Here is a 15,794-nt window from a genome sequence, read left to right as displayed (position 1 = left end):
GGATGGACATAGACAACGAACGCGTTGGGAGCGCCGAACCGAGCTTGGTTCGCCCCTATTCACTGACGGCCGGTCGCACCCGGCCGAAGGTGGAGCTCGCCCTGGAGGCGCTCGTCGCATCGCATCCGGTCGCCCTCGAGCGGCAGTTCGAACTCACCAATATCGAGACGTCAATCGTGGAGTTGTGCAGAGAATCGCCGTCGGTTGCCGAAGTGGCCGCGCGACTGGGCATTCCGCTCGGTGTCGCGCGGGTGCTGGTCGCCGACCTCATCGATGCCGGACACGTGCGGGTATCGGCGACATTGAAAGACGATTCCAGCGACGATGAACGTCGCGAGCTGATCGAAAGGGTTCTCAGTGGACTCCGGCGTATTTGATTCGACGACACAGGTCGACACGCGCACCAGCAAGCCCACGTCGGCCAAGATCGTCGTGGCCGGTGGTTTCGGTGTCGGCAAGACCACCCTGGTCGGTGCCGTGTCGGAGATCGTTCCGCTGCGCACCGAGGCTTTGGTGACCAATGCCAGTGTCGGCGTGGACTCCCTGACCGGGGTCCCGTCGAAGGCCACCACCACGGTGGCCATGGACTTCGGCCGCATCAGCCTGGCCGACGACCTGGTGCTGTACCTGTTCGGTACGCCCGGCCAGTACCGCTTCTGGTTCATGTGGGACGACCTCATCAAGGGCGCCATCGGCGCGGTGGTGCTGGTCGACACTCGCCGGTTGGAGGACAGTTTCGCCGCCGTCGACTACTTCGAGGCGCGCAACCTACCCTTCCTGGTGGCCATCAACGAATTCGACGATGCGCCACGGTATCCGGTCGAGGACATCCGCCAGGCCCTGGCGGTGCCCGCGGACGTGCCGATCCTCTCGATCGACGCGCGTCGTCGAGAGCCGGTGAAGCAGGCCCTGGTCGCGGTGACCGAATACGCGCTGCGCAAGGTCGTGCAGGGGTACTGATCATCCTCGTCATCCCGGCGGGTTCTTGGCCGGGATCTCCGCCGTCGGGTGGATTCCGGCTCGAAGCCTGCCGGAATGACGGGGCGTGGTCCATTACGCTCGCGCTGTGACGATCTCGGCGCGGGAGCTGCTAGGCGAGTTGCTGGATCCCGGTTCCTATGTGAGCTGGGATCATCCGCCTGTCAGGGTGGCCGCATCGCCGCAGTATGGCCGCGAGTTGCTGACTGCTGCGGCAACGGCGGGGACCGATGAAGCGGTGCTCACCGGGGAGGGGTTGCTGCGCGGACGGCGGGTCGCCGTGATCGCGTGCGAATTCGCTTTTCTCGCAGGGTCTGTCGGCGTCGCCGCGGCCGAACGCATTGTGACGGCGGTGGAACGGGCGACCGAGCTGGGTCTGCCGCTGCTCGCCTCGCCGACCTCCGGCGGCACCCGAATGCAGGAAGGCACAGTCGCTTTCGTGCAAATGGTGAAGGTGGCGGGGGCCATCGCCGTGCACAAGGCCGCGGGGCATCCCTATCTGGTGTATCTGCGCGACCCCACCATGGGCGGGGTGTTCGCCTCGTGGGGTTCGTTGGGGCACATGACATTCGCCGAGCCGGGCGCACTGGTCGGTTTCCTCGGGCCGCGGGTATACAAGGCGCTGTACGGGAAACGCTTCCCCGAAGGCGTGCAGGCGGCCGAAAACCTTTACCGCAACGGTGTTATCGACGGCGTGGTGCCGGTGTCGGTGTTCCGGCGCATCGCGCATCGCGCGCTCACCGTGCTCTGCGACGGACCGCTGCCGCTGCCCGAAAGCCGCAGCGAGGCAACGCCACCCACGTCCGGCCGGGGTTCGTTCCTGGCGGGGCCGCAGGAACGCGGCGGTCCGGCGGTACGGGACACCGTCGAGGTGCACGCCTGGCAGACGGTGCTGATCTCCCGGCGCGGGGACCGGCCCGGAATTCGCGAGCTGCTCCGTCATGTCACCGATCGAGTTCCGTTGTCCGGCACCGGACAAGGCGAACTGGACCGCACCGTCGTGCACGCGCTGGCCCGCTTCCGGGGGCAGCCGTGCGTGGTCTTCGGCCACGATCGCGCGGGTCAGTCGCCCGAGCACACCATGGGTCCGGCGGCGCTGCGGGAGGCGCGGCGCAGCATGCATCTGGCCGCCGAGTTGCGGGTTCCGCTGGTGCTGGTGATCGACACCGCGGGCGCGGCCCTCTCGCGCGAGGCGGAGGAACGCGGCCTGGCCCCCGAGATCGCCCGCTGTCTGGCCGATCTCGTCACGCTCGACACCCCGACGGTGTCGGTGCTGCTCGGTCAGGGCAGCGGGGGTGGCGCGCTGGCGCTGCTGCCCGCCGATCGGGTGCTGGCGGCCGCCAATGGCTGGCTGGCCCCGCTGCCGCCCGAGGGGGCCAGCGCCATCGTGTACCGCGACACCGGGCACGCCCCGTACATGGCCGCCGCCCAGCGCATTCGCGCGGTCGACCTGGAGGCCGACGGCATTGTCGACCGCATCGTGCACGAGTACCCGGACGCGGGCGAGGAGCCGGTGGACTTCGCACAGCGCATGGTCACCGCGATCGCCGAGGAGCTGGCGGGGCTGACCGGGCAGTCGATGGACAAGCTCGCGGCGGAGCGACACCGGCGCTACCGACGTCTCGGTCTCCCATCCTGATCGTGCCCGATTCGTGGCACGCTGAAAGTTAACTGACCTGTCCGGTTTGCTACGGTCGGAGTGGTGAACTACCGCAGTGAGACCAGCGCAATCCCGGCAATCGTCCTGGCCGACGGGCAGGTCATGCCGAAGCTCGGTTTCGGTGTGTACAAGGTTGCCGGGGAGCAGGCCACCGAGACCATCTCCACCGCCCTGGGGCTCGGTTACCGCAGCATCGACACCGCCTCCTTCTACGGCAACGAGGATGCGGTGGGCCGGGCCGTCCGCGAGTCGGGCCTGCCGCGCGACGAGGTGTTCATCACCACCAAACTGTGGAACGCCGACCACGGTTACGACGCCACCCTGCGCGCCTTCGACGCGAGCATGGAGCGGCTCGGGCTCGACACCCTCGACCTGTACCTGATCCACTGGCCGGTGCCGTCGGCCGATCTGTACGTCGACAGCTTCCGCGCGCTGCAGGCGCTCAAGCGGCAGGGGCGGGTGGTGTCGATCGGCGTCTCCAACTTCACCAAGCGGCAGCTCGAGCGGCTGATCGGGGAGACCGGGGAGGTGCCCGCGATCAATCAGGTTGAGCTGCACCCGTATTTCGCGCAGTCGGAGCTGCGGGCCTTCCATGCCGCGCACGGCATCGTGACCGAGGCGTGGAGTCCGCTGGGTCGCGGTGCGGAGTTCAATGATTCGGTCATCATCGCCTTGGCCGACAAGCTGGGGCGCACGCCCGCGCAGATCATTCTGCGCTGGCACATGCAGCTCGGGAACGTGGCCATTCCGAAGTCCATGACGCCCGCGCGCATGGCGGAGAACCTGGCGGTCTTCGATTTCGAGCTCACCGGCCGCGAGATGACGCAGATCGCCGGTATCGACAAGGACGGGCGGCAGGGCGCGGATCCGGACCTCATGGACCTGGACGCACCGGTTCGCGGCGCGTGATTCAGACCGCCGCGCGCGTGGGAATGCCCAGGTAGGAAGTCAATTCGACGGCGGCGGCGCGGCCCGCGCGGTTCGCCCCGATGGTGCTCGCGGAGGGTCCGTAGCCGATCAGGTGAATACGCGGATCGGCGTCGACCTGAGTCGCCAGGTGGCCGGACATGGTGATGCCGCCACCCGGCCCGCGTAGTCGCAGCGGGGCCAGATGGTCGAGGGCGCTGCGGAATCCGGTGGCCCACAGGATGACGTCGGCGCGCTGGAAAGTGCCGTCCGCCCAGCGGATTCCGTCGGGTTCGATGCGCTCGAACATGGGGTGGCGCTCGAGCGCGCCGCGCGCCTGCATGGCCTTCACCCGCGGGTCCTCGCGCAATCCGGTCACCGACACCACCGAGCCGGGCGGAAGTCCGCGCCGCACACGGTCTTCCACGATGGCCACGGCCGCGCGGCCGTCCTCGGGGGCGAAAGGCCCACGGCGGAAGACGGGTTCGCGCCGGGTCACCCAGGTGGTGTCGGTCACCTGCGATATCTCGTCGAGCAGCTGGATGGCGGTGATGCCGCCGCCCACCACGACCACGTGCTTGCCCTCGAATTCCGCTGCGGTGCGGTAGTCGTGGGCGTGCAGCTGTCGGCCCGCGAAGGTCTCCGCGCCCCGGTAGTAAGGAATGAAGGGCTTGTCCCAGGTGCCGGTGGCGTTCACCAGACCACGCACCTTGAGCGTCTCGGTGGGCTTGAGCTCCGCGTGCAGCAGCCCGTCGACCTCCTGGTTCGGGCAGGTGGCGGCGGTGGCGCGGTCGCACACCACGGTCACCGACACCGGCCGGTGCACCCGCAGGTCGAAACGTTCCTCGTAGAGCGCGAAATAGCGCGGCACGGCCGTGGCCGCCTGCGCGTTCTCCGAGCCCGCGGGCAGCGTCTCGGCGAAGGACATGCCCGGCAGATCATGGACCCGATTGACGGTGCTCAATGTCAGTGATGGCCAGCGGAACTGCCATGCCCCGCCCGGTGCGGGGGAGTGATCGACAATGAGGAAGTCGCGTTCCGGCCGCAGGCCCAGGCGGCGCAGGTGGAAGCCGACCGACAATCCGGCCTGCCCGGCACCGATCACGAGGATGTCGACATCGGGTGTTGCGGTCACCGACCCGACGGTACGCGCACTTAGAGTGAAAGCCGATCATGGGTAGGTAGGGCAGGTGAGTTGCACAGTGGGGAAGGGACAGATGCTCGGAGTCAGCCGCGATGGTGAGGTCGTCACCATCGAATTGCAGCGTCCGGAACGCCGGAACGCCCTGAACGAGGAGCTCATCGGCGGTCTGCGCGCGGCGCTCGAGGAGGCCGCGACCTCGGCGCGGGTGATCGTGCTGACCGGCCAGGGCCCGCTGTTCAGCGCGGGCGCGGATCTGGACGGGGTGTACTCGGACAGCTTCCTGGGCGGACTGCTCGCCATGCTGCGCACCATCGAGACGATTCCGGTGCCGGTGATCTCGGCGATCAACGGCGGCGCGCTCGGCGCGGGCGTGCAATTGGCCCTGGCCTCGGACCTTCGGGTCATGACGCCGGATTCGTTCATCGCCATTCCGGCGGCGAAACTCGGTATCTCCGTTGACCGTTGGACGGTGCGGCGGCTGTCGAACCTGATCGGTCCGGGCCCGGCGCGCACCATTCTGCTGGGGGCCGAGCGGATCTCCGCCGCCGACGCCTACGGTTTCGGCTTCGCCAACAAGATCGGCACCCTGGCCGACGCGCAGGCCTGGGCCAAGCAGATCGCCGAGCTCGCGCCGCTGTCGCTGCGGCACATGAAGCTGGTCTTCAACGACGACGACACCCGCGGCCCCGACACCGCCGAGCAGACCGCCGCCCTGGACGCGGCCTGGCGCAGCGACGACGCGCAGGAGGCGCGCGCGGCACGCCAGCAGAAGCGGGTCGCGAAGTTCGAGGGCCGATGAACGGGCAGCGCGGGACCGCGAATGCGCGGAAACTGGTGGGTATGGCTGCGGGTGCATTCGGTATTTCCTGGTTGGTCCGGGCGGCGTGGGGGATTCCCACCGCCATGGGCGCGTCCATCTCCGCGATCGCGCCGACGGCTCGGGGCGCGCGAAGCTATCGCAATCGACAGTTCCACAACACCGAGCCGAGTTCGCAGCTCACCGGGTCGCCGTTCGAGTTGATCTATCAGCTGGTCACTCAGCGCAACAATGGCCGCCCGCCGGGCGAGATCCCGCTGGTGACGCCGGAACTGCCCGCGCAGGCGGGGGATCTGGCGGTCACCTGGTACGGGCACGCCACCTGTCTGGTGGAGGTGGACGGGTATCGCGTGCTGACCGATCCGGTGTGGAGCGAACGGGTCTCGCCGTCGCCGCTGGTGGGTCCGGCCCGGCTGCATCCGGTGCCGTCGCCGCTGTCGGCGCTGCCGCCGCTGGACGCCGTGCTCATCTCGCACGACCACTACGACCATCTCGATCGCGAGACGGTGGCCGGGCTGGTGGAGAGCCAGGACTGCCCGTTCATCGTGCCGATCGGCATCGGCGCGCATCTGCGGCACTGGGACGTGCCCGAGCAGCGCATTGTCGAATTGGACTGGGCCGCTTCGGTTTCGCTGTCGGAGCTGGAACGGGCGCACGGGGACGGCACCGATCTGGTGATCACCTGTTCCGAGGCGCGGCACTTTTCCGGGCGCGGGCTGGTGCGCAACACCACGCTGTGGGCGTCCTGGTCGATCGCCGGTCCGACGCGGCGCGTCTACTTCGGCGGCGATACCGGCTACACCAAGGCCTTCGCCGAGGCGGGCGCGCGGCTGGGGCCGTTCGATCTGACGCTGCTGCCCATCGGGGCCTACGACCGGCACTGGCCGGACGTGCACATGAATCCCGAGGAGGCGGTGCGCGCCCACGCCGATCTGTGTGTCGGCGATCCGGGCTACGGGATGCTGGTGCCGATCCACTGGGCCACCTTCAATCTGGCCTTCCACGGCTGGTCGGAGCCGGTATCGCGGCTGGTCGAGGCGGCCCGGGCGGCGGTGACACGCATCGCCGTGCCGAAGCCGGGGGAGCGGATCGACCCGATTGCCGCGCCGCCACGGGATGCGTGGTGGGAAGATGTTCGCCAATAACGGACCGAGATTGAAGGAGCAGGGCTGTGGGTTTCATGGACACGCTCAAAGGCTTGGTCGGCAAGGGCAAAGAGGTGGCGGCCCAAAACGCCGAGAAGATTGAGCAGGCGGTCGACAAGGCCGGACATGTGATCGACGAGAAGACCGGGGGGAAGTTCTCCTCCCAGATCGACAAGGGCACGGAGGCGGTCAAGAACGCCATCCCGACCGAGGCCGCGACGCCGGCCGAGGCCCCCGCCGAGCCCGCACCCGCCGAGGCGGCGGCCGAACCCGCCCCGGAACCGGCCCCGGCTCCGGAACCCGCGCCGGAGGGCGAACAGCCTCCGGCTCCCTAAGCAGAGCCTCCGGCTCAGTAGTAACAACGCTCGTGTCACGGGCCGTTCGGGATCACCGCTGCTGACCCCGAACGGCCCGTTGGCTTTTCGCGGGTCTGCCAGCTTGCCTGGTTTTGTCGGTGGGCGGACCTAAACTGCTGTTATGGGATCCCGCAAGGATTTCGGGGGTATCGAGGTTGGGCTGACCAACCTCGACAAGGTCCTGTATCCGGCCACCGGGACCACCAAGGGGGAGGTCATCGACTATTTCACGGCCATCGCACCGGCCCTGCTGCCGCATATCGCGCAGCGGCCGGTGACCCGCAAGCGGTGGCCGAACGGGGTGCAGGAGCAGTCGTTCTTCGAGAAGAATCTGGCCGAGCACGCGCCGAAGTGGTTGGAGCGGAGGACGGTTCAACATTCCGACCGGCCGGTGACCTATCCACTCATCGACAATGTCGCCGGCATGGCCTGGCTGGGGCAGCAGGCCGCGCTGGAATTGCATGTGCCGCAATGGCGTTTCGACGGAGCCGAGGTCGGGGACATCACGCGGCTGGTGTTCGATCTGGATCCCGGGCCGGGGGCGGGCCTGGCACAGTGCGCGGAGGTGGCGCTGATCCTGCGGGATGTGGTGCGGGAGGTGGGCCTCGAGGCGTTTCCGGTGACCAGCGGGTCCAAGGGAATTCACGTCTACGTGCCGCTGGATCGCAAGCTGGGGCCGAACGGGGCCTCGGCGGTGGCCAAGCAGGTGGCCACCAATCTGCAACAGCTGCGGCCGGAGCTGGTGACGGCGAACATGGCCAAGGCCGCGCGGGACCGCAAGGTGTTCCTGGACTGGAGCCAGAACAATCCGGCCAAGACCACCATCGCGCCGTATTCGCTGCGCGGGCGGGCCGAGCCGTGGGTGGCCGCACCGCGCGCGTGGGAGGAGATCGAGAAGCCGAAGCGGTTGCGGCACTTGCGGTTCGAGGAAGTGCTGCGGCGGTGGGAGGAGCAGGGGGATCTGCTCGAGGGGTTGGACGAGCCGCTGCCGGAGGCGGTGGGCGAGGCCGAGTCGGTGGAAGAGCCGGAGACGGTTCCGGACCGGCTCGATACCTATCGGTCCATGCGCGATCCGACGCGCACGCCCGAGCCGGTGCCGTCGGGTCCGCCCGCGGCGGGGTCGGGGGATCGATTCGTGGTGCAGGAGCATCACGCTCGGCGATTGCACTGGGATCTGCGGCTGGAACGCGATGGCGTACTGGTGTCCTGGGCGGTGCCCAAGGGGCCGCCGACCGATACCGGCGAGAATCGGCTGGCCGTGCACACCGAGGATCATCCGATGGAGTACCTCACCTTCCACGGGTCGATTCCCAAGGGGGAGTACGGCGGCGGTGAGATGACCATCTGGGATACCGGCACCTACGAGACCGAGAAGTGGCGCGACGACGAGGTCATCGTGTGGCTGCGGGGTGAGCGGCTCGACGGGCGGTACGCGCTGATTCAGACCAATGGGAATCAGTGGCTGATGCACCTGATGAAGGATCAGACGCGTCCTGGTTCGGAAGGCAATGGGGGAGAGCGGGTTTCGGCGAAGCGCGCCCCCACGCCGCTGCCGCACGGATTGACGCCCATGCTGGCCACGCCGGGGGACGTGACCACTCTCGACGCCGAACATTGGGCATTCGAGACCAAGTGGGACGGCTTCCGGCTGATCGCTGAGATCGAGGACGGCGCGGTGACGCTGCGCAGTCGTGCCGGGCACGTGGTGACCGGGAAGTATCCGGGCGTGGCCGGGCTGGGTGCGGAATTGTCCGGGCACAGCGCGGTGCTCGACGGTGAGGCGGTCGTCTTCGACGATCACGGCGGCGCGAATCTCGGTCTGCTGCGCGAGAACAAGGCCAAGGCGGTGTTCCTGGCCTTCGACCTGCTCTATCTCGACGGCACCTCGCTGGTGCGCAAGCGCTACGAGGATCGGCGGCGGGTGCTGGAAGCCCTTGCCGGGCAGGCGCGTTCGCTGATCGTGCCGCCGCAGCTGCGGGGCTCGGGTGCGGAAGCGCTGCGCTACAGCCAGGATCACGGCATGGAAGGTGTGGTCGCCAAGCGTCGGGACTCGATCTACCTACCCGGGCGGCGCGGGCAGTCGTGGATCAAGACCCGGAACTGGCGGACGCTGTCGGTGGTGGTCGGCGGATATCGGCGTTCGGAGGTCAGGCAATTCGCCTCGCTGCTGGTGGGGGTGCCGCACGACGGGGAGCTGTACTACCTGGGTCGGGTCGGCACGGGGTTCAGCGAGCAGGAGATGAGCGATCTGGCCGATCGGCTGCGTCGCCTCGAGCGCAAGACCAGTCCGTTCGGCAATGAGCTCACCGCCGAGGAGCGCAAGGACGCGGTGTGGGTGAGCCCCAAGCTCACCGGGACGGTTCGCTTCCAGAACTGGACCGAGACCGGACGCTTGTGGCATCCGGCCTGGATTCCCAGCTCCGACTGAGCTGGTCAGCCGTGCTTCTCGAGCAGCGGCACGAGGGTGTCCACGTCGGTGACGATGGCGTGGCCCTGGAACGCGAATTCGTCCCAGGCGCGCTGCTTTCCGGCCGCGTCGCGCCCGCCGACGCCGTCGCGCACCACCACCGGCAGGAAACCGAGGTCGGTGGAGTGGGTGACGGTCGGCGCGATGCCGATCTCGAGGGCGACGCCGACGATCGCGTACGCGCCGATGCCGAGGTCACGCAGCGTGGCGGCCAGCGGTGTGCCCTCGAAGGCCGACATGGTGGTCTTGTCGAACACCACCTCGCCGTCCCGCGGCCGCAGCTCCGGGACCAGTTCGAAGCCGGGCGTGTCCCGCTGCAGGATGGGCACCACCTGCTCCACGGAATCCACGCCCTGCCAGCTCATCGCCATGCGCAGCGCGAAGGCACCCATGAGCCGCTTGGGCAGGAAGAAGTGCCGCAGGAATATCACCGGGAAGCCGCCGCGCCGCGCCGCCTCGACCACGGTGACGACCCGCTCGGTGATCCGCGGCCCGTCGTCCAGCTGCCCGAGCACCCCGACCTGCATGTCGTACACGATCAGCGCCATGCGCTCGGGCGAGCACACGTCCTCGAGCGTCTCCGGAATGTCCAGTCCGTTCCCGCGCCGCATAATCCCTCCGCAATCTCCCTGGGCCCCACCCGCTTTCGACCCACAGTACTCCGGGCGAGGGTGCGGCCCGGCGGGTCAGGCGGCGCGTGACTTCGGCGCGCCCGGGTCGGTGACCAGCCCGAATTCGATGAGGCTGGCGGCGGTGTCGAGCACGGAGTCCGCGACCGGGCGCATCCGCCAACCCAATTCGCGTTGCGCCTTCTCGGCGGTCAGGCGCTCCTCACGGCCGAGATAGCGGACGGCGGTGCGGGCGTCGGCATTGAAGCGGGCACTCAAGCGGACCAACCAGTCGGGCAGGACGCGAGTCGAGACGCGGTAGCGGCGGGCGAGGATGTTGGCCATGTCGGGGAAGGAGATCTCGTCGCCCGCGCAGATGTAGCGATTGCCCGCGGCCTCAGGGGTCTCCATGGCCAGGCGGTGCGCGACGGCCAGATCGCGGACGTCCACCGTCGCGAAGTTCAGGCGCGGCACGCCCGGCATGTCACCCGCCAGCAGGGTGCGGATGCCGCCGACCGAGGTGCCCGCCTCGGGCCGCAGGATCGGGCCGATGATCATGCCCGGATTGATCACGGCCACTTCGATTTCCGGGTGCTCGGCCGCGAAATCCCAGGCGGCGCGCTCGGCCAGGGTCTTGCTCTTCTCGTAGGCCTCGCACACGGCGGTGTCCGACCAGTCGGCCTCGGTGAGCAGCCGTCCACGATTGCCGACCTGGACCGCGGCCACCGAGGAGGTGATGACGACACGTTCGACGCCGCTCGCGGCGGCGGCGCGCAGCACGCGCAGGGTCCCGTCGACGGCGGGCCGAATCAGCTCGTCCTCGTGCCCGGGTTCGGTGGACGGGAACGGCGAGGCGGTGTGCACCACGTACCGGCAACCCGCGACCGCCGCGGCCCAGCCCGCGTCCGACCCCAGATCGGCCTCGACCAGTTCGACCCCGGGCAGTACCTCCGCGACCTCGGCGGCCCGCGTGACCGACCGCACGGTCCCGCGCACCCGATAGCCGCGACCGAGCAGTTCCTGAATGACATGGCCCGCGACGAAGCCGGACGCACCGGTGACGAGCACGAGATCGGACATGATGGACCCCAATCTGAGCAGTGTTTAGAATCTAAACAATGTATAGATTGCGAGTCCGTGAGCCGTCAACCCCTTACAGTCATCCCATGCCGCCGACCAAGGACCGCTATCACCACGGAGACCTCCGCGAGGAACTACTGCGCGCGTCCCTGCAGCTGATCGAGTCCGAGGGCCTGGCCGCCGTGAGCCTGCGCAAGGTCGCCCGCGAGGCGGGCGTCAGCCCCGGCGCGCCCTACCACCACTTCGCCGACCGTGCCGCCCTGATGTCGGCGCTCGCCGCCCGCGGCTTCGAAATCCTCGGCGCGGCAATGACATCCGCCCGCGAAACCGCCCCCGACCCGCGCGCCGCCCTGATCGCCATGGCCACCGGCTACGTCGATTTCGCCCGCGACCACGCCGCCTACTTCCGAATCATGTTCCGCCCCGAACTCTCCCAACCCGACAAACACCCCGACACCGAGGCCGCGGGCGACGCCGCCTTCGCCGTCCTGCAATCCGCCGTCACCGACGCCGTCACCTCCGGCTTCCTCCCCGCCGCCGACGCCGAAACGATGGCCCTGGCCTGGTGGTCCCTGGCCCACGGCATGGCCGCCCTCACCGTAGACGGCAAATTCGCCCTCCGAGCCACCCAATCCGGCACCACCCCCGAAGCCCTAACCACCCGCATCACCCGAATCTTCGCCGACCTCATAGACACTCACGGCCCGGCGTGACGGGCTGTCGCGTCAGAGTGTGTTGATCGGGAGGACCAGGCCGACGGAGTCGCCCAGGGTCAGGTGGCGAAGGAGATCAGGCCGGCGGTCCAGGCGGCGGAGAGGTCGGCGTCGGGGGGAAATCGGGCGTCGAGTTCGAGGCTGACCATGCCGTGGGCGAAGGCCCACAGGGCCCGGGCGCGAGCCTGATCGCCGCCGACAGCGTCCAGGAGGGGTTGTGCCGTGCGCTCTTCCAGGCCCGGTGGCAGGAGGTCGCGGCGAAGGGGGCGGTAGTTCATGAGGCGGTAGACGTGGGGGTGGGCGAGGGCGTAGGTGCGGTAGGCCTGGGCTACGGCTGGAAGGCCTTGTGGGACGGCGGATTCCATTGCTTCGGCCAACTCCGCGAAGCCTTCCGCCACCACCAGGGTCTCGAGTGCGGTCTTGTCGGGTACGTGTTTGTACAGGGACGGGGCCTTGATTCCCAAGGCGTCGGCCACATTTCGCATGGTGAGCGCGGTGGGCCCCTGGTCGTCCAACAGCGCGCGAGCGGCGGCGGCGATTTGCCGCTGCCGCTCGGTGAGCGTTCCCGTCTGGTCAGCCACGAATGAATCCGTCCGCGGTGCGCAGGCCGTAGCCGGCGGCGCGGTCGATGGCGATGTGCAGCAGCCAGGCCAGCAAGAAGGTGAACAGGGCCGGAAGTTGCAGGCTCGCAAGGGCATACGCGACGGCGAGGGTCAGCGGGATCCAGGTGCGGTGGGCGGCGTTGTAGAAGGGGACCGCCTGGCGGGGCAGTTGGCCCTGTCGCACCGGATCTTTCGCGCCGATGGCGGCGAAGAAGGTCAGATCCGGGGCGATGAGCCCGGCCACCAGCGCGAGCCAGGAGCCGGTGCCGTGATTGACGCCCTCGAGGATGGCGAAGGCGGCGAGGAACAGTGCCCAGGCGATCCAACCGGCCTTGCGGATCGTGGCCGGGAGGCGGTGGTCGGTGGTGGTCGACAGGGTGGCGGGGATGGTGGTCATCGGACCCTCCGGGGCGTCTAGCAGGGGCTAACGTTGTTAGCCATCAAGGTAGGCTAACGCCGTTAGCCTGTCAACCCCCCGAGGTGTTCAGGCCGCCATCGGCGCGGCCTCGGGGTCGGCGTCGACCGTGGCGTCCTGCTCGTGAAACCCCGGCAGGTACCGATCCACGTACGGGATCATGAGCTGGATCAGCGGACCGATGCCGAAGGCGTACACCACGGTGCCGACCCCGACGCTGCCGCCGAGAATCCAGCCGACTGACAACACCGTTGCCTCGATCCCGGTGCGAATCAGCCAGACCGGTTTGCCGGTTCGCCGAACCAGGCCAGTCATCAGGCCATCCCGCGGACCCGGACCCATGCCCGCGCCGATGTAGAGGACCGTCGCCACCGCGTTCAACAGCACCGCCGCGGCCATGGCCCCGATGCGCACCGGCAGCGCGTGCAGTTCGGGCAGCAGCCACAATCCCGCGTCCACCGAGACGCCGATGACGATGACATTGCTGACCGTGCCCAGGCCGGGCCACTGCCGCAAGGGAATCCAGGCCAGCAGTACCGTCGCGCCGACGATCGCCACGATCGTGCCGAAGCTGAGCGGCACGTGATCGGCCACGCCCTGATGGAACACGTCCCACGGGTCCAGGCCGAGCGCGGCGCGAATCATGACGGCCATGGAGAAGCCGTACAACCAGAGTCCGACGTAGAGGGCGATGAGGCGGCGCAACAACATTGACCGAGCATGGCGGCAACTGGCATGCAAACGGTAGATCCAGTTGCCAATTGCTGGACCTCTCTCTGGATACATTGTTTCGTACTAGAAACCGCGCAACGTCATGGTTACGACGCGCCGTGTGTCGTTGACCCGGCGACGCGCCCGCAGTTATTTTGATTCCCCGATGCGCCGGAGTTTCTTATCGGCGCGAAGTGCGAATCCGTGGTCTGGAGCGTCGGCAGAGAAGGCGCTGGAGGGCGTGATGCGGCGGGATGACGCATTGATCGGGGTACGCACGCGCGAAACGGCGGGGCGTTCGCGTGGATTTCGACTGTGGTGGCGGATCGGCCTGATCGGCGTCGTCACCCTGGTGGCGGCGGCGGTCGCCGTGCCGGGCACCCGGGCCGACATTCCCTACCCGGACGACGACCCGTTCTACGCGGCCCCAATCTCGTTGGGGGAGTTCGCCAATGGCGCGATCCTGAATTCGCGGCCCATCGCCGTACTCGGGCTGCCCCTCCCGTTGGCGGGCTGGCAGCTGCAATACCGCACCACCGATTCCGCCGACGAGGCCGCCGCCGATGTGGCGACCGTCCTGGAACCGCTCACCCCCTGGAACGGTCCCGGCGATCGACCGCTGCTCTCGTATCAGATCGCCGAGGACAGTCTCGGCACCCGGTGCGCGCCCTCGTTCGCGCTACGGGGCGGACGCGACTTCTCCATCGCGACAACGATATTGGACATTCCGTTCCTGGCCGAGGTGCTGCGTCGCGGCTGGGCGGTGGTGGTGTCGGACTATGAAGGCCCGCAGTCGCGCTTCTTCGACGGCGTGAACTCCGGCCGCGGGGTGCTGGACGGTGTCCGTGCCGCCAAATCCTTCGCACCCCTGGGTATTACCGATTCCAGTCCGCTGGGCGCGTGGGGCTATTCGGGTGGCGCGTTCGCGACCCTGTGGGCCATGCAGCTGCGCGCGGGCTACGCGCCCGAGCTCGCGTTCGCCGGGGTGACCTCCGGCGGTGTGCCGACCGATATCCCCGCCATCGCGCGCGGGGTGGACGGCAGCTATCAGGCCGGGCTCGCGGTACTGATCCTGATCGCCTTGGCGCGCAACGATTTCGGCTCGGGCCTGGCCGACACCCTGAACGACAGCGGCCACGCGCTCATGGCCCGGGAGGCCACCTCCTGCGGCGGCGATCTGGTGGCGCACCACTTCTTCCGGCACGTGGACGAATTCTCCACCGTCCCGGACCTGCTCGGCAGCGCCGCCTTCCGGGCGGCCGCCAACCATCAGGAACTCGGCGGCTGGGCCCCCGACGTGCCGCTGTACCTGTACCACAGCAACAACGACGACGTGATCCCGTCGGCGGGCTTCAGCGCCCTGGTCGACCGGTATTGCGCGCTGGGCGCGACCCTCACCGCCGTGCACAGCGCGATACCGGGCCACAATCCCACGGCGCTCGGGGAAGCATTGGGGGCCATGAACTTCCTGTCCGACCGGTTCGCGGGCACCCCGGTGGCTGCCGGGTGCACCGTGCGATGAGATCGGCACGGCGCACCCGACGTCTGGGGATCAGTTGTCGCCGGGCTGGGCCCACTTGGTGGTGCCGGGCGCGCCCGTCAGCGTGCTGATCAGGTCGATACCGGCGATGAGCAGCGCCGGGCCGCCGACCACCAGGGTGCCGATGATCGCGCCGATACCCGCTGCGACCGGTACCGTCGCCAAACCGAAGGCGCCGCCCAGGAATCCGATGGCCCCGACCGCCGCGCCGATGGCCAGGCCCACGAAACTGCCGATGGCGGTGGCGATTCCGAACTGGCTGCTGAAGGCATTCATGGCCCGCTGGTTCTCGTTCAGCGAGGCCACCGGGTGCAGTGCCGGGGTGGCGGCCGCGACGTCCTTGACCGCGGTCAGGCTCAGCGTCGCGCCATTGTCGCTGACGCTGGTGGGCAGCGGGTAATTCAAGCCGTCCTGTTCGAAGGACAGTGGCAGACTCAGGACCGTCTCGCCGACGGCGTCCTTGATGTTCACCGACGCGCCGGTGAGCTCGAAACTGCCATTGGTGAGGGTGGTGACGACCGTATTGCCTAGTAGCTGGGTCTGGTAACCGATATCCGGCACGACCGGATCGGCGTGTGCCACACCGGCTCCGGCAATGGCAACGGCGGTGACGACCGGAGCAGCGAACGCGGTGATTTTGCGCAGCATCATG

The 15,794-nt window shown here is 68.6% G+C and carries 17 protein-coding genes; 10 read left to right on the top strand and 7 right to left on the bottom strand.

Translation table 11 applies throughout. From position 1 onward, the window contains the following. Positions 1–2: 2 nt before the first annotated feature. The 4 genes from VMT65_RS19375 (at position 3) to VMT65_RS19360 (ending at position 3,547) form a co-directional block, all read left to right on the top strand. Positions 3–377, top strand: a complete 375-nt coding sequence (locus VMT65_RS19375) for a DUF742 domain-containing protein (RefSeq protein WP_033085504.1) — start codon at positions 3–5, stop codon at positions 375–377. Further along, a complete protein-coding gene (locus VMT65_RS19370) occupies positions 358–960 on the top strand; it encodes a GTP-binding protein (protein ID WP_174391578.1) in 603 nt (200 codons plus the stop codon). The genes VMT65_RS19375 and VMT65_RS19370 overlap by 20 nt, the downstream gene beginning before the upstream one ends. Before the next feature lie 106 nt (positions 961–1,066). Further along, on the top strand, positions 1,067–2,617 hold the full coding sequence (locus VMT65_RS19365; RefSeq protein ID WP_326309720.1) for a carboxyl transferase domain-containing protein: 1,551 nt from the start codon (positions 1,067–1,069) through the stop codon (positions 2,615–2,617). Positions 2,618–2,680: 63 nt separating this feature from the next. Next, positions 2,681–3,547, top strand: coding sequence for an aldo/keto reductase (locus VMT65_RS19360; RefSeq protein ID WP_326309719.1), 867 nt, complete (start codon positions 2,681–2,683; stop codon positions 3,545–3,547). 1 nt (position 3,548) lies between these two features. On the opposite strand, the gene VMT65_RS19355 is transcribed toward VMT65_RS19360, so the two are convergent. After that, positions 3,549–4,679 carry an NAD(P)-binding domain-containing protein gene (locus VMT65_RS19355; RefSeq protein ID WP_326309718.1) on the bottom strand — a complete coding sequence of 377 codons (1,131 nt, stop codon included), beginning with the start codon at positions 4,677–4,679 and terminating at the stop codon, positions 3,549–3,551. An 82-nt stretch (positions 4,680–4,761) separates the two neighbouring features. On the opposite strand from VMT65_RS19355, the gene VMT65_RS19350 reads away from it, so the two are divergent. The 4 genes from VMT65_RS19350 (at position 4,762) to VMT65_RS19335 (ending at position 9,434) form a co-directional block, all read left to right on the top strand. Then, positions 4,762–5,487 carry an enoyl-CoA hydratase gene (locus VMT65_RS19350; protein ID WP_326309717.1) on the top strand — a complete coding sequence of 242 codons (726 nt, stop codon included), beginning with the start codon at positions 4,762–4,764 and terminating at the stop codon, positions 5,485–5,487. 41 nt (positions 5,488–5,528) lie between these two features. Continuing rightward, positions 5,529–6,650, top strand: a complete 1,122-nt coding sequence (locus VMT65_RS19345) for an MBL fold metallo-hydrolase (protein ID WP_326309716.1) — start codon at positions 5,529–5,531, stop codon at positions 6,648–6,650. A 35-nt stretch (positions 6,651–6,685) separates the two neighbouring features. Continuing rightward, complete coding sequence (locus VMT65_RS19340; RefSeq protein WP_326310300.1) at positions 6,686–6,985, top strand: antitoxin; 300 nt, start codon at positions 6,686–6,688, stop codon at positions 6,983–6,985. Positions 6,986–7,127: 142 nt separating this feature from the next. Then, the gene (locus VMT65_RS19335; protein WP_326309715.1) at positions 7,128–9,434 is read left to right on the top strand and encodes an ATP-dependent DNA ligase; all 2,307 of its coding nucleotides are present in this window, start codon (positions 7,128–7,130) and stop codon (positions 9,432–9,434) included. 5 nt (positions 9,435–9,439) lie between these two features. Here the strand turns inward: VMT65_RS19335 and VMT65_RS19330 are convergent, their stop codons facing one another. After that, entirely contained in the window at positions 9,440–10,084 is a 645-nt protein-coding gene (locus VMT65_RS19330; protein WP_326309714.1) for a cysteine hydrolase family protein, read from the bottom strand. 75 nt (positions 10,085–10,159) lie between these two features. Further along, entirely contained in the window at positions 10,160–11,161 is a 1,002-nt protein-coding gene (locus VMT65_RS19325; protein WP_326309713.1) for an SDR family oxidoreductase, read from the bottom strand. A gap of 86 nt (positions 11,162–11,247) precedes the next feature. Between VMT65_RS19325 and VMT65_RS19320 the strand changes: the two genes are divergently transcribed. Then, positions 11,248–11,874 carry a TetR/AcrR family transcriptional regulator gene (locus VMT65_RS19320; RefSeq protein ID WP_326309712.1) on the top strand — a complete coding sequence of 209 codons (627 nt, stop codon included), beginning with the start codon at positions 11,248–11,250 and terminating at the stop codon, positions 11,872–11,874. A 59-nt stretch (positions 11,875–11,933) separates the two neighbouring features. Here the strand turns inward: VMT65_RS19320 and VMT65_RS19315 are convergent, their stop codons facing one another. From VMT65_RS19315 to yczE, 3 genes are all read right to left on the bottom strand, one after another. Further along, the gene (locus VMT65_RS19315) at positions 11,934–12,455 is read right to left on the bottom strand and encodes a TetR/AcrR family transcriptional regulator (RefSeq protein WP_326309711.1); all 522 of its coding nucleotides are present in this window, start codon (positions 12,453–12,455) and stop codon (positions 11,934–11,936) included. Beyond that, positions 12,448–12,873: a DUF4260 family protein gene (locus tag VMT65_RS19310; protein ID WP_326309710.1), complete on the bottom strand. Its 426-nt coding sequence runs from the start codon at positions 12,871–12,873 to the stop codon at positions 12,448–12,450. The genes VMT65_RS19315 and VMT65_RS19310 overlap by 8 nt, the downstream gene beginning before the upstream one ends. An 87-nt stretch (positions 12,874–12,960) precedes the next feature. Next, entirely contained in the window at positions 12,961–13,602 is a 642-nt protein-coding gene (yczE, locus tag VMT65_RS19305; RefSeq protein ID WP_326309709.1) for a membrane protein YczE, read from the bottom strand. Positions 13,603–13,846: 244 nt separating this feature from the next. Here yczE and VMT65_RS19300 point away from each other — a divergent pair, with 244 nt between their 5' ends. Then, positions 13,847–15,124: a lipase family protein gene (locus VMT65_RS19300; RefSeq protein WP_326309708.1), complete on the top strand. Its 1,278-nt coding sequence runs from the start codon at positions 13,847–13,849 to the stop codon at positions 15,122–15,124. Positions 15,125–15,154: 30 nt separating this feature from the next. Here the strand turns inward: VMT65_RS19300 and VMT65_RS19295 are convergent, their stop codons facing one another. Continuing rightward, on the bottom strand, positions 15,155–15,793 hold the full coding sequence (locus tag VMT65_RS19295) for an ammonium transporter (RefSeq protein ID WP_326309707.1): 639 nt from the start codon (positions 15,791–15,793) through the stop codon (positions 15,155–15,157). Position 15,794: the final 1 nt, after the last annotated feature.

It is taken from the genome of Nocardia sp. CDC153 (genome assembly GCF_035818515.1).
GTDB lineage: Bacteria > Actinomycetota > Actinomycetes > Mycobacteriales > Mycobacteriaceae > Nocardia.
The sequence above is the reverse complement of the archived record's forward strand: the minus strand, read 5'-3'. Positions and strand labels throughout refer to the sequence as shown.